Source organism: Acinetobacter rathckeae (assembly GCF_015627125.1).
Lineage (GTDB): Bacteria > Pseudomonadota > Gammaproteobacteria > Pseudomonadales > Moraxellaceae > Acinetobacter > Acinetobacter rathckeae.
In genome coordinates this window covers 1-13,240 of the sequence record NZ_VTDO01000006.1, presented here as the reverse complement: position 1 = coordinate 13,240, position 13,240 = coordinate 1, and the positions used below count along the sequence as shown (strand labels likewise).

Sequence of the window (13,240 nt, the reverse complement as noted above, 5' to 3'; positions counted from 1 at the left end):
AACTATGCTAACGCACACTAAAAAACCCAGCTTATTAAAAAAAGTGACACGTGGCCTCACCGTTGGGTCAGTTTTCACAGGAAATACTTTGGTTCATTGTTGTCCTATTTTAGCTTTAGGCTTAACTAAACTCATTAAACCTTCAGCAAAAACCGATGAAACCAATGTCAATATTGCTAATAATTGGTTATCTATTAACAACTGGCTCATTGACCACGTGCTACCCGAAACCCAGTGGGACATACGTATTGACCCTGACTTAGACCTTAAGCTAGATGGTCGTTATATTATGACCTGTAATCACCAAAGTTGGGTAGATACCACGGTCAATCAGTACTTTGGCCGTCCACGCATGCCACTGACTCGTTTCTTTACTAAATGGGAGCTAATTTTTATTCCATTTGTTGGTCAAGCTTTTAAAATTTTAGGCTTTCCAATGATGAAACGTCATACTAAATCACAAATTGCCAAAAAACCTGAGCTTAAACACCGTGACATCATGGAAGCACGCAAGTCTTGTGAACAGCTACTGAGTCAACCATTTACATTACTCAATTATATTGAAGGTACACGCTTTACCTCAGAAAAACATACAAAACAAAAGTCTCCGTATAAACATTTACTTAAACCTAAGGCAGGTGGACTAGCCCTTGCGATTAATATTTTAGGTGAAAAAGTTGATAGTTTGGTGGATATGACCATTGTCTATCCCGACGGTGTACCTGACTATAGCGGGTTCTGGTTGGGTGAAGTGCCTCGTATTGTGGTGCATTTACGTAAAATTGAAATTCAGCAGTGGATCTTCGATGGCAACTATGAGGAAGACCGTCAATTTCGTGCCCAGTTTTATCAATGGCTCAGTCAAATTTGGCATGAAAAAGATGCCTTAATTGATGAAATCAAAACCCAATATCACTGTAACACTACGCCTTAGTATAGATTTAAATATGTCAAAACTTACTCGCAATAAATTCCATCACATCAATAAAGATTCTTGGGTTTGGAAAGTATATCTAGGTTATGACATATTTATGATGGTCATTATTTTTGTGAATTTGCTGTGTTTGATCGGCAATGCAATTTTAATGAGTCATTTTTCTCAGTGGTTTTTTAGTCTCATTCAGCATAGCGAAATCATTAATGCTTATCAACAAACCCTACACCCTTGGGTAGAACTCACAGAAAGCTGGTTTATCTGTTTTTTAATCGTAGAACTACTGATACGTTGGGGGATTGCAATTGCTCGTAAGCATTATACCAAATGGTTTTTCTTTCCATTTGTGCATTGGTACGAAGTACTTGCGATTTTCCCACAACTGCGTTTTTTACGCCTACTACGGGCGGGTTTAATTATTTACCGACTATATCAGCTCGGTTATAAAGTTATTCCAAGTTCATGGTATGACAGCATACAATTTTACTACAATGTCGTGATTGAGGAAATTTCTGACCGTGTAGTCATTAACGTACTTGATGGTGTAAAAAATGAATTAGATCATAGCAGTACACATAAGAAAACGATTCACAAATTGGTTGAGCACCATAAAGACCTCTTTGCACAAACCATTGCTGAAGTTTTACAAGAAAACCTTGCTACAAATCTACAAAAACACAGATATGACATTCGTCAACAGATGGGAAAAATGGTGCAACAAGCCATTTCAAACACTTCCGAGGTACATCAACTCTTACGTTTATTCCCCATTATTGGTGGAAAAATTGAAGATCAAGTACAACATATTGGTAAACGCCTTGCTGAGAATCTCACCGATAGCATTTTGACAACACTCACTACTGGTTCTGTAGAACAACCAAATATGCTGTACACAGAAATTGCAAATAAAGTGAGCAACATCAACATAAATAACCAATCCTTAGAAAAGTTAGTTGAATCTATTGTCTATGAAAGTTTAGAATCTATACAGAAGCAAGTGAAAGTGAAACAATGGCAACAGGTTTTAAAAGCAACAGAAAATAAAAATACATAATGCATTGTATAAAAAACATTTTATTTAAACATATGATATGTATTTTTGGCTTCGTTTTCCCTCGCTTTAAGCCAATTTAAGGAAATATTATGGCCGACATCCGTGTTACTGGCAGAATGGTTAACTTCTCAAGGCTAACCTTCGACACCAATGACGAAAATATTATACGCCAGCAACTCACAAAAATACTCGATGACACAGCATCACATGGTGCTGTGGTCATTATTGATAGTACTGTAGAGCAAGAACTTATTTCCCTGATTCAACTTTTAGTCAGTTTAAACCTACAACCCATGGCGGTGATTGATGGCCTACTGGGTGCTCAAGCAAGAAGTATTCAGTTTCCTGTTTTACCATCTGACCGCCCACTACAACGTATCAAGCCCACTGAAGAACAACACATTACAATAGATACAAGCAACATAGACCCTGAAAAACCAGTTGCCCAAGTCCCAAAAACCGTTGCCTATACGACCTGTTACCACAATGAAATGTTACGTACAGGCCAATGTTTGGTACAAGACCACGGCGATGTCATTTTAAACGCCAGCATGAATAGTGGCTCTGAAGTTATTTCTAGTGGTAATATCTATATCTATGGCGGTGCGAGAGGTCGAGTCATTGCAGGTGCAAGTGGTGATACCAAAGCACGCATTTTTTGCCAAGCGTTAAATGCAGAGCTGATCTCCATTGCAGGAACATACTGCATTTCAGAAGACATTCCGCCACATGTACAAAAAAAAGCAACACATATTTACTTAAATGAGCAGCAAAAGCTTGTATTTGAAGCATTAGAAATCTAATGTATAAACATGGGTTAAACTAAAAAATATTTGCACACAAATGACTAAAATAGGAGTGGATTCGGTGGCCAAAATTGTTGTCGTAACATCAGGCAAAGGTGGCGTGGGTAAAACTACAACAAGTGCATCTTTTGCAACAGGTTTAGCCTTGCGTGGCCACAAAACAGTCGTTGTCGATTTTGATGTAGGATTGCGTAACTTAGACCTGATTATGGGTTGTGAGCGTAGAGTCGTTTATGACTTTGTAAATGTCATTCATAATGAAGCACGTTTACAACAAGCACTCATTCGAGATAAAGAGATTGAGAACTTATATACGTTACCTGCATCACAAACACGAGATAAAGATGCACTCACAGACGAAGGGGTTGCTCGTGTGATGGAAGAGCTTTCACAAGAGTTTGACTATATTGTGTGTGACTCACCTGCAGGGATTGAACGTGGTGCTATTTTAGCCATGTACTATGCAGATGAAGCGATTATTGTCACCAACCCAGAAATTTCATCCGTTCGAGATTCGGACAGAATTATTGGTATGCTTGACAGCAAAACAAAAAAAATTGAACAAAATGAAGGTCGTATACGTAAGCATTTATGTATTACTCGTTTCAACCCTGAACGTGCAGATCGTCAAGAAATGCTCACCATTGATGACATTTCTAAAGACATTTTACGTATTCCAACACTTGGTGTTATTCCTGAATGTAGTAGCGTTTTACAAGCATCTAATGAAGGAAAACCTGTGATCTTGTATAAAGAAGCACAAGCTGGCCAAGCATACGATGATCTAATTGCACGTTTTCTTGGGGAAGAGAGACCATACCGCCATATCACAGTCAAACCTAAGGGCTGGTTGGCACGTTTATTTGGAGCATAATTATGGCAGGATTTTGGGGTAAACTTTTTGGTAATGATGATCGTCAAACCAGTGCTCAAACTGCAAAAGACCGTTTAAAAGTTATTGTTGCTTCTGAGCAGGGGCTTGGACGTCGCTTAAGTCAAGACAAAATTGACCAAATGAAATTAGAGATCATGCAAGTAGTCAATCGTTATGTTCGCGGTGTGGACGAACAGCACATTCAAATGCAAGTTCGCTCTGAAGCAAACTTAGAAATGCTTGAAATGAATATCAATTTACCTGAAGACCGTTAATCTGAATACTGATTAGCATCATTCAACATTTAAAGGCAAAATAAAGCATACTTTATTTTGCCTTTTTATTATTTGAGGAGCCAGCCATGGCAGTGTCCCAGCCAGCAACGTTTAACGAAGAATGGCCAGATGAACGAGTATTTGCCTACTTAAATCACATACCGCCAGCAGGGGTAAATGCAGACTTTTATGTACTCTATAATGCATTTAAGCACATGCGTGCACACGACTTTGAACGACTATTAACCCAATTTAAGCAAGATGGGCGAGATGTTTTAGCCCAAAATGCCGAAGGCCAAAACATCTACCAAGTGATTGCTAAGTTTCCAAAGCAAAGAGATGAGTTTTTAAGCGTCTTAGAAAAATTTATGTAAAATAAAAAGCCTTGTGATAGAAACAAGGCTTTTTTCTTAGCGACTATTCATTAAAAATAAGCCAAATATAGTAAACAACCCACCAGAAAGCCCATCAATCCAACGGATAGAGCGTTGGTAAAATGCTTTACAACGTGGCAAAGAAAATACAAAGGTAACAATTAAAAACCATAAAAAGGTTTCTGCAACCACAATTAAAAACAGTAAAAAATGTGCATCTTCTAAAGCTGGATTGGCTAAAAATAAAGTAAAGACACTACCAAAATAAATAATTGCTTTAGGATTAGACAAATTGGTCAAAAACCCTTTAAAAAAGAAATGCCATAAACTTGCTTCAGTGCCTAAAATATCTTTTTGCTCTGCTGTCGTTTGACTCTTACTAAAAGCTGTACGCAATAATTGAATACCGAGCCATGTTAAATATGCACCACCACCAATAAACATCACTTGCTTTAACCAAGCCACTTGCTCAAATAAAATATTTAAACCAAGTAGTGTTAAAGTGACCCAAAACACCACGCCTGCCGTTACACCCAACACAATCGCTAAAGCCGCCTTACGAGAGCGACTGATTGCGGTTTGCGTCACTAAAAAGAAATCTGGCCCAGGTGTAAGTAATGCACATAAGTTAATCAGTGCTAGCGTGAATAGTGCAGCAAACATCGAATATTTTACCTTATTTAAATCAGAACAATAAAAATGTGATTATACCAAAATATCACGTTTACCATTTGCACCCATTGCACTCACAATGCCATTTTCTTCCATACTGTCAATTAAACGAGCAGCCCGATTGTAGCCCAAACTAAATTTACGCTGTATGGATGATGCTGTTGCCTTACGTGTCTCTAGTACAAAAGCGACTGCTTGGTCATATAGTACATCTGTATCAGGGTTAGACTCACCATCTTCGCCACCACTACCTCTAGATGTTGGTTCTTCATCATACGGCGTTAAGATTTCATCTACATAATCTGGGTCACCACGCTCTCGCCATGCATCACAAATACGGTTTACTTCATCATCACTAATAAATGCACCATGCACACGTTCAGGTTCAATCTTACCCGGCCCTAAAAACAGCATATCACCATGACCAAGTAAATCCTCTGCTCCACCGGCATCTAAAATGGTACGAGAGTCAATTTTACTATTGACACGCAATGCCACACGCGTTGGAATGTTGGCTTTAATCAGACCTGTAATCACATCTACAGAAGGTCTTTGCGTAGCAAGGAGCAAGTGAATACCTGCCGCACGTGACTTTTGTGCCAAACGCGTAATCATCTCTTCGGCTTTTTTACCCACTTGCATAATCATGTCTGCAAATTCATCTGCCACAATGACAATCATTGGTAACGTTTGTAAGCGTGGTGCACGCTCTTGGGTTGCAGAATCACTTGGCTTCCAAGTAGGATCGATCAGATCTTCACCCGACATGATCGCCTCTTTAACCTTACGGTTATAGTCTACAATTTTACGTACTTTTAAAAATGACATCAGTTTATAACGGCGTTCCATTTCATTTACACACCAATTCAATGCACTCACAGCATCTTTCATGTCTGTGACCACAGGCGTAAGTAAATGTGGAATATCACTATAGTTAGCAAGTTCAAGCTGTTTAGGGTCAATTAAAATCAAACGTAAATCATTCGGGGTATATTTTAATAACATAGATAAAATCATGGCATTGACTGCCACAGATTTACCCGAACCTGTCGTACCTGCTACTAACATGTGTGGTGCTTTTGCCAAATCTGCCAAGACAGGACGACCTGAAATGTCTTTACCCATGGCCACGCTAATTAAGTTATTGGGGTTCAAGTAGTCTTCTGTATCTAGTAGTTCTGTTAAACGTACCATTTCACGACTACTGTTTGGTACTTCAATACCAATATATGGCTTACCTGGAATGACTTCTACCACACGCACAGAAGCCATAGACATTGAACGCGCTAAATCTCTCGAAATGTTAGTCACTTTAGAGGCTTTTACCCCGGGTGCTAAGTCTAACTCAAAACGCGTTACGACAGGGCCTGGTTGGGCTTCAACTACTTTTGCTTTGACATTAAATTCTTGTAATTTAATTTCTAACAATTCAGACAATCGAGCCAACTGCTCTTCGGTAAAATTGATTTTCTTGTTTGGGTCAACTTTATCAAGTAACGTTTTTTCTGGGATTGGTGACAAACCACTGCGTTTTTTCACCACTTGCATGGCACGCGACATTGGTCGACCATATGCATCTGTCAGTGGTGCATCAAGGTCATCTTCTTCTGTTTCAGGAACACCTGCAGTTTCTTGCCATGCCTCAACAAACTCTTGTTTCGATAAAGGCTGATTCAAATCAGTATTAATATTTGCTTGTACAAATGCTGAAGATTGTGCATAACTCGTCATCGTTTTGGTTATGCTTTGCTGTTCTACAGACTGTGTAGGTACAACTGTATCTGTAGCAAGTAACTTTTCAATGTCTTGTAAATGCTGATCGTCTGTTTTGACCTCTAGACTTAGCGGTGTATTTATATGCGTTTGCTGATGTTCAGGTGTAGATTCTGCATAAGTAATCGTAGTTTCTTGCTGATGTTGTGGTACAGCCTCTAATAACTCATTAAAAATCTTTTCATCATTCCAGTCGAGAGCAGGCTTTTTCGTTTCTGCAGTTTGCTCATGCGTGACTGCTTCTTTTTGATCTTCTGCAAGTTTTAATAAAGCATCTATATCTTGTTGATGCTGTTCATCCTGCTGTGGATCTAAAGCACGCCAAATCTCACCCGACTCTACCACTTTTTCAGAGGCAGGCATTGCTGTAAGTACAGGCTCTATTCTTTCTGTCTTCGATGTGGCTTTGTTGCTTTGAAGCTGTTCTTGCTTCACTAAATTGGCAAATAGTTTTTCAGCAGTTGGGTCATTGACTTCAACCGTAGATACCGTATTTGGAATATTTTCTACATGCTCCGATGATGTTTCTTGCTTTTCTTCTGTGTCAACTTTAGGTTCGCTGCGTTTCTTTTTCACTGTCTTCAGCGTCAGATCATAGTCTGCTTCGCTATCAGGCACATTACGATAAAACAACTCTTGTAAATAACTTGGTGTCGCTTTCAATGTTGCCCATGTTTTATGCCACTGTATGCCAAAAGCCAGTGTAAAAAGCATGCTCCACAACACAATCAAAAATACACCCGCACCATAAATGGTCAATAGTTGAACTAAATTCGCACCAATTTCATAACCAATAATACCACCTGATGCATTATCTAATGCATCATTTGGAATATGCCAAAATAAATACAGCAGGCTTGATGTAGCCAATAGAATAAAAAACTGTGCCGCATAGCGAAACGGTCTACTTAAAAAACTATGAGGCCACCACAATTGAATGGCTTCTATAAAAAAGAATAATGGAATGAGTAAACTCGCCCACCCTAAAAACCCAAATAGTAAGTCTGCAATCCAAGCACCTGCAACCCCGCTGGCATTTGAAACTTGCTGCGTGTCACTCGAAATATGCATCCAACCTGGGTCAAATGGCGTATACGTTACTGTTGCTAAAAATAAATATATGCCAAAAGAAACCAAGAATAATGTAGTAATAAAACGCTGTGCATATACACTCGACACCGCAGTCATACACTTTCCTGTTATTAATAAATTGATAAAATGGAGTAAAAGTAAATTACTTTTTATAGGTTGACTCAGTATAGCTAAACTCGAAAGTCAATAACACATAAATATATCTCAAAAAAACGGCTGATCAGTACTTATTATGTAATACTGTGGTGCATTTTCTGATTAATAAGTCTGGTACGATAAATACCTAAAAATATTTCTTAAGCAGACTCTTAATCACTTACCAATACCCAAAATATTCAAAGATCAAATGTTTTAAAATTCTATAAAGCTACAGTCAATTCAGCAGATGAAAAGTCGCTTTACTTGTAAAAAGAGTGATAATGATAAAAATTACAATAGGTCTTATTCTTCTTTTTTTAATCTTTTTTATTAAAACGCTAAGCAGGCTAAATAATAAAACACGGTGTAGTCAATCAAGCTCTACTCTAAAGTTATTTTACGGTATTCGATTTAACAAGCATAAATGAAGTGACGTTATTGGATATAATTATTGCTCTTGTTAGAAACAGTATAGACCCTAAAAATACGCTTTAAATGAACTAGGGGTTAATATAATGTGAAGCTTTTAAAGAGAAGGATTCATTCAATAAATATATTATAAAATCAGGCAACGAGGCATATAAAAACGCCTCTACCCGATTAAAAATAATAATACTTACACAATGCCTGCATCTGTTGGACGCTCTTTTAAACGCTTAAATGAATCACTTTGAGGCATATTTAGATTCATATTTTTAGGTGGAATTGGAGACTGGAACCATTTTTTATACAGTTTATCCATTTGACCTGATTTCCACATACCTGTCACAACGCGGTCTGCTAATGCTTTTAGCTTGGTATCTCCTTTTGCCAACATAATACCGTATGGTTCATAAGATAAAACTGGGCCGACAATTGCAAACTCTTTTGGATTTGCTGATTTAGCAATTAAACCTGCAAGTGTATTATCGTCCATGACAAATGCCTCTGCTTTGCCCGAAGCTAGCATAGCAAATGAGTCTGCATGGTCTTTCCCATAAACATTTCTAACATTGACCTGTTGCCCTCGTTCATTCAGCTTGATGTATTTATCTGAAGTTGTTCCTTGTGTCGTCACAACAGTTCTTCCATCTAAATCTGCAATATTCTTCACACCTGAATTTGCTTTTACTGCCATACGTACTTCAGTAACATAGTAATTCGTTGAAAAAGCAACTTGTTGCTGACGCTGTTTGGTATTCGTTGTAGTACCACATTCAATATCAATATTTCCTTGCAATAGCTCAGGAATACGATTTGCCGAAGTGACAGACTTATATTCCACATTTAAATTAGGCATATTGAGCTCTTTTTTGATCTCATCTGCAACATTCTTACAAATATCGATTGCATAGCCCATCACTTTACCGTCAGCAGTATATGAAATTGGATCAGATGAATCTCTATGCCCCACAACGAGTGTACCTGTTGTTTTTATTTTTTCTAAGGTATCTGTTGCGTGTGTCGTACCAATAAAAATGGTACAAAAACAGGTTGAAACCAATGTAAATTTAGATAAAAAACCCATTAAAAAACCCCTACTGATTGAAGTGTGTTTAAATATTTAATAACGTAACACGATGAACCTAAGGCTACCTCATTTATAATAAGCCATGTATTAAAATCCTTTAATGTATATAGACATATTACAAATCATATAAACAATGACTTAACCAACCACAACATGGCACGTCCCACCATGTAAATGCCGAGAATAAGTCCTCGCAATCATACTGCAAGAATCAATCCAATTTACAAAGTCCTATCGATACAACACCTACATTATTTCAACCTGACCCACTAATGTATGATTTATAGACTAAATCATACAAAACGATTTAATCCATAAAGCATACATACAATCATCTACACAAACTCAAGCAACTTTCACGTATAATTTATAAAAATATTGACATATCAATAAAGGAATAGATCATGAGCTCTCGTCACTCGCGCTTAATCATTTTAGGTTCAGGCCCAGCAGGCTATACCGCAGCAGTTTATGCCGCACGTGCAAACCTCAAACCAACACTTATTGCAGGCTTACAACTTGGTGGTCAATTGACCACAACAACGGAAGTAGACAACTGGCCTGGGGATCCTGAAGGCCTCACTGGTCCTGCCTTAATGGAGCGTATGCAGGCACATGCTGAACGCTTTGGTACAGAATTGGTATATGACCATATCAATGAAGTAGATACCAAAAATCGTCCATTTACCCTTAAAGGCGATATGGGTGAATACACCTGTGATGCTTTAATTATTGCAACAGGTGCAACTGCACAATATTTAGGTCTTGAATCAGAACAAAAATTCATGGGTCAAGGTGTCAGTGCGTGTGCAACTTGTGATGGATTTTTTTACAAAAACCAAAATGTGATGGTTGTTGGTGGTGGTAATACTGCTGTAGAAGAAGCACTTTATTTATCCAATATCACCGCACATGTCACTTTAGTGCACCGTCGTGATACTTTACGTTCAGAGAAAATTTTACAAGACCATCTTTTTGAAAAAGAAAAAGAAGGTAAAATTTCTATTATTTGGAACCATCAAGTGGATGAAGTACTTGGTGACCAAACAGGTGTAACCTCTGTACGTTTAAAATCGACTCAAGATGACTCAGCTCAAACAGTAGATGTACAGGGTCTATTTGTTGCCATCGGACATAAGGCAAACACAGAAATGTTTAAAGATCAACTTGAACTTCGTGATGGCTATATCCAAATTGCAAGTGGTACATCTGGCAATGCAACTGCGACCTCTGTAGCTGGTGTATTTGCAGCAGGTGACGTTGCAGACAGTGTATATCGTCAAGCCATTACATCTTCAGCATCAGGCTGTATGGCTGCCTTAGATGCAGAAAAATATCTAGACAACCTATAACAGTCAACTTAAGCGGTTGTATATATATTGATACGACCGCTTCCCTCCCACACCATCTGACGTTCGCATCTATTATGCAAAATACTATCGCACCATCACAATATGGTTTTCCCGACCCAATCACAACAGACCCAGATGGGCAAGGGTTGATTTGTATTGGTGCTGATCTGAGCATTTCTACGCTTTTTGAAGCATACAAAAATGGGTTATTTCCGTGGTTTAATGAAGATGACCCCATCTGTTGGTGGTGTCCCGAACCACGTTGTATTATTGAACCCACACATTACAAACCCAGTAAATCATTACTGCGTAATATGAAAAAATACAACTACCATATTACGGTGAACCATGCATTTGAACAGGTCATACGCCAATGTGCGATGCCTAGAAGCTATAGTGAAGATACGTGGATTAGTGAAGATATTATTCAAGGATACACTGACCTATTTCGTGCAGGCTTTGGCTACAGTATAGAGGTCTGGCAAGAGCAAGAACTGATTGGTGGCTTATACGGTGTAAGTATTGGCAAAGGTTGCTTTGGTGAGTCAATGTTCAGTACTAAAACCGATGTTTCGAAAATGGCTTTTTACACGCTCATGCTCATTGGGCAACAAGAAAAACTCTCATGGATTGATTGCCAACTCGAAAATGACCACCTTATAAGCCTAGGTGCAACGACTATCCCTCGTGAGCAATATCTAAAATCGTTAAAATATGTAACAAAACAACTGCAAATAGATTGGCAAAAATATCAAGACAGTGTATTTTCAACAGGTAGCATTGCAAAAAACCAACAATTACTCATTGAGTAAATAACTAAGAGGACCAATAAGTGAATACATATAATTCAAAGTTCTCCTTAGCTGAACTTCAATACTTTCTCAGCCCATCTCACGACTGTAGCTATTTAAGCTACAAACCATCTCGTATGGTGTTTTTAGATCCAACACAAAAAATTGATGTACTCACGTTATCTGATTTATCTAGAACAGGCTTTCGCCGTAGTGGTGACTACGTTTACAAACCAGAATGCCACTCATGCAGGCAATGTTTGTCTTGCCGTATTGTTGTTGACGCCTTTCAAATGAATAGCCAACAAAAGAAAACTTTAAAGAAAAATAAAGACTTAGAAATGAAGATACGCCCTGTTTCTGAGGCAACAGCGAAACACTACCAACTGTATGAAAAATATATTAATGCACGCCACCAAGATGGTGACATGTACCCCCCAAGCCCTGAACAATTTAAAAGCTTCTTAGTCAATAGTTGTACGGAAAGTTTCTTCTTAGAACTTTGGAAAGAACAACAATTACTCAGCGTTGCAACTTGTGATGTACTTGATGATGGTCTATCTGCGGTATATACCTTCTTTGACCCAGATGAAAGTAAAAGATCTTTAGGTGTATTTACCATACTCAAGCAAATTGAATATGTGCATTCACTCAACCTAGATTTTGTTTACTTAGGCTATTGGGTTCCTCATTCAAAAAAAATGAATTATAAATCTCAGTATTTACCCTTTGATCTCTTGATTGATGGTGAATGGCAAACGTTTAATCGAGCACTCACACATGAAGAGATTGCAAAGCTTGGTGAATCACTCATGAATAAGTTTCCTGCAAACTGGCAAGAAATTATTGAACAAGCCTAAGAAAATAAGGCCTTAAAATCATCTATACATGACTTTACCATAATAACAGCATGCTCTCTCCCACCATTCTCAAGTGGATAATAGTTCTTTCTGATATCAATCTGATGAAAACCTGACTTTTCATACAGTGCAATCGCATGTGTATTACTCTGGCGTACTTCTAAGAATATTTGCACAGGTGAATTAGCCAACTGATTCATAGATGCCTCAAGTAGTTGATAACCTAGACCTTGGCCTTGCATTTTTAAATCAATCGCCATAAGCAATAAATTCGCTTCATCTAATACAGGCTGTAAAATGCAAAAGCCACAAACCTTTTGATTTATTTCAATGACCGTAGAAGCATAACTTTCTGTCGCTTCTAAGAATTGTTGCTTAGACCATGGGTGTGACTGTACTTTTGACTCAATTTCATATACCGCATTGACATCTTCTTTTCTCATTTTTCGAATCATTTAACCACCTCACAATACATATAAATAACCATTGGCATAAAAAAACGCCCCTGTTAAGGAGCGTTTTTTTACTTTTCAGTGATTATGCAGTTACTTTCGCAACAACACCAGCACCTACAGTACGACCGCCTTCACGGATCGCAAAACGTAGACCTGCATCCATCGCAATCGGGTGGATCAATTCTACTGACATTTCAACGTTGTCACCTGGCATTACCATTTCAACGCCTTCTTTCAACTGGATCGCACCAGTTACGTCAGTTGTACGGAAATAGAACTG

At 38.2% G+C, this 13,240-nt stretch carries 14 protein-coding genes; 9 read left to right on the top strand and 5 right to left on the bottom strand.

Going from position 1 to position 13,240, the window contains the following annotated elements; genetic code table 11:
- Positions 1-4: 4 nt before the first annotated feature.
- The 6 genes from I2F31_RS09985 (at position 5) to I2F31_RS09960 (ending at position 4,317) form a co-directional block, all read left to right on the top strand.
- The gene (locus tag I2F31_RS09985) at positions 5-934 is read left to right on the top strand and encodes an acyltransferase (RefSeq protein ID WP_195773846.1); all 930 of its coding nucleotides are present in this window, start codon (positions 5-7) and stop codon (positions 932-934) included.
- Positions 935-947: 13 nt separating this feature from the next.
- Positions 948-1,988, top strand: a complete 1,041-nt coding sequence (locus I2F31_RS09980) for an ion transporter (protein WP_195769201.1) — start codon at positions 948-950, stop codon at positions 1,986-1,988.
- Between the two features lie 89 nt (positions 1,989-2,077).
- Complete coding sequence (gene minC, locus I2F31_RS09975; RefSeq protein WP_195769200.1) at positions 2,078-2,791, top strand: septum site-determining protein MinC; 714 nt, start codon at positions 2,078-2,080, stop codon at positions 2,789-2,791.
- A 64-nt stretch (positions 2,792-2,855) separates the two neighbouring features.
- Positions 2,856-3,668, top strand: a complete 813-nt coding sequence (minD, locus tag I2F31_RS09970; protein WP_195769199.1) for a septum site-determining protein MinD — start codon at positions 2,856-2,858, stop codon at positions 3,666-3,668.
- Between the two features lie 2 nt (positions 3,669-3,670).
- The gene (gene minE, locus I2F31_RS09965) at positions 3,671-3,943 is read left to right on the top strand and encodes a cell division topological specificity factor MinE (RefSeq protein ID WP_195769198.1); all 273 of its coding nucleotides are present in this window, start codon (positions 3,671-3,673) and stop codon (positions 3,941-3,943) included.
- Positions 3,944-4,029: 86 nt separating this feature from the next.
- Complete coding sequence (locus tag I2F31_RS09960) at positions 4,030-4,317, top strand: PA4642 family protein (RefSeq protein WP_195769197.1); 288 nt, start codon at positions 4,030-4,032, stop codon at positions 4,315-4,317.
- 36 nt (positions 4,318-4,353) lie between these two features.
- On the opposite strand, the gene I2F31_RS09955 is transcribed toward I2F31_RS09960, so the two are convergent.
- The 3 genes from I2F31_RS09955 to I2F31_RS09945 form a co-directional block, all read right to left on the bottom strand.
- Positions 4,354-4,980, bottom strand: a complete 627-nt coding sequence (locus tag I2F31_RS09955) for a LysE family transporter (protein WP_195769196.1) — start codon at positions 4,978-4,980, stop codon at positions 4,354-4,356.
- A gap of 42 nt (positions 4,981-5,022) precedes the next feature.
- On the bottom strand, positions 5,023-7,950 hold the full coding sequence (locus tag I2F31_RS09950) for a DNA translocase FtsK (protein WP_195769195.1): 2,928 nt from the start codon (positions 7,948-7,950) through the stop codon (positions 5,023-5,025).
- Positions 7,951-8,608: 658 nt separating this feature from the next.
- Positions 8,609-9,499, bottom strand: a complete 891-nt coding sequence (locus tag I2F31_RS09945; RefSeq protein WP_195769194.1) for an amino acid ABC transporter substrate-binding protein — start codon at positions 9,497-9,499, stop codon at positions 8,609-8,611.
- Between the two features lie 407 nt (positions 9,500-9,906).
- Between I2F31_RS09945 and trxB the strand changes: the two genes are divergently transcribed.
- The 3 genes from trxB to I2F31_RS09930 all read left to right on the top strand — a co-directional run bounded on the left by trxB (position 9,907) and on the right by I2F31_RS09930 (position 12,505).
- The gene (gene trxB, locus I2F31_RS09940; RefSeq protein WP_195769193.1) at positions 9,907-10,854 is read left to right on the top strand and encodes a thioredoxin-disulfide reductase; all 948 of its coding nucleotides are present in this window, start codon (positions 9,907-9,909) and stop codon (positions 10,852-10,854) included.
- Between the two features lie 74 nt (positions 10,855-10,928).
- The gene (gene aat / locus I2F31_RS09935) at positions 10,929-11,666 is read left to right on the top strand and encodes a leucyl/phenylalanyl-tRNA--protein transferase (RefSeq protein WP_195769192.1); all 738 of its coding nucleotides are present in this window, start codon (positions 10,929-10,931) and stop codon (positions 11,664-11,666) included.
- A 20-nt stretch (positions 11,667-11,686) separates the two neighbouring features.
- Positions 11,687-12,505, top strand: a complete 819-nt coding sequence (locus tag I2F31_RS09930; protein ID WP_195769191.1) for an arginyltransferase — start codon at positions 11,687-11,689, stop codon at positions 12,503-12,505.
- On the opposite strand, the gene rimI is transcribed toward I2F31_RS09930, so the two are convergent.
- Together rimI and I2F31_RS09920 are read right to left on the bottom strand one after the other, a co-directional pair.
- Positions 12,502-12,960, bottom strand: coding sequence for a ribosomal protein S18-alanine N-acetyltransferase (gene rimI, locus I2F31_RS09925; RefSeq protein ID WP_195769190.1), 459 nt, complete (start codon positions 12,958-12,960; stop codon positions 12,502-12,504). The two genes, I2F31_RS09930 and rimI, sit on opposite strands and share 4 nt — an antisense overlap.
- Positions 12,961-13,042: 82 nt before the next feature.
- Positions 13,043-13,240 (bottom strand): EF-Tu C-terminal domain-related protein (locus I2F31_RS09920; RefSeq protein WP_456050362.1); only part of this gene is annotated, 198 nt, incomplete at its 5' end.

Coding starts and splice junctions, on each gene's coding strand:
- I2F31_RS09985 (WP_195773846.1), top strand. CDS start 5: ATGCTAACGCACACTAAAAAACCCAGCTTATTAAAAAAAGTGACACGT.
- I2F31_RS09980 (WP_195769201.1), top strand. CDS start 948: ATGTCAAAACTTACTCGCAATAAATTCCATCACATCAATAAAGATTCT.
- minC (WP_195769200.1), top strand. CDS start 2,078: ATGGCCGACATCCGTGTTACTGGCAGAATGGTTAACTTCTCAAGGCTA.
- minE (WP_195769198.1), top strand. CDS start 3,671: ATGGCAGGATTTTGGGGTAAACTTTTTGGTAATGATGATCGTCAAACC.
- I2F31_RS09960 (WP_195769197.1), top strand. CDS start 4,030: ATGGCAGTGTCCCAGCCAGCAACGTTTAACGAAGAATGGCCAGATGAA.
- I2F31_RS09955 (WP_195769196.1), bottom strand. CDS start 4,980: ATGTTTGCTGCACTATTCACGCTAGCACTGATTAACTTATGTGCATTA.
- I2F31_RS09950 (WP_195769195.1), bottom strand. CDS start 7,950: ATGACTGCGGTGTCGAGTGTATATGCACAGCGTTTTATTACTACATTA.
- I2F31_RS09945 (WP_195769194.1), bottom strand. CDS start 9,499: ATGGGTTTTTTATCTAAATTTACATTGGTTTCAACCTGTTTTTGTACC.
- trxB (WP_195769193.1), top strand. CDS start 9,907: ATGAGCTCTCGTCACTCGCGCTTAATCATTTTAGGTTCAGGCCCAGCA.
- aat (WP_195769192.1), top strand. CDS start 10,929: ATGCAAAATACTATCGCACCATCACAATATGGTTTTCCCGACCCAATC.
- rimI (WP_195769190.1), bottom strand. CDS start 12,960: ATGATTCGAAAAATGAGAAAAGAAGATGTCAATGCGGTATATGAAATT.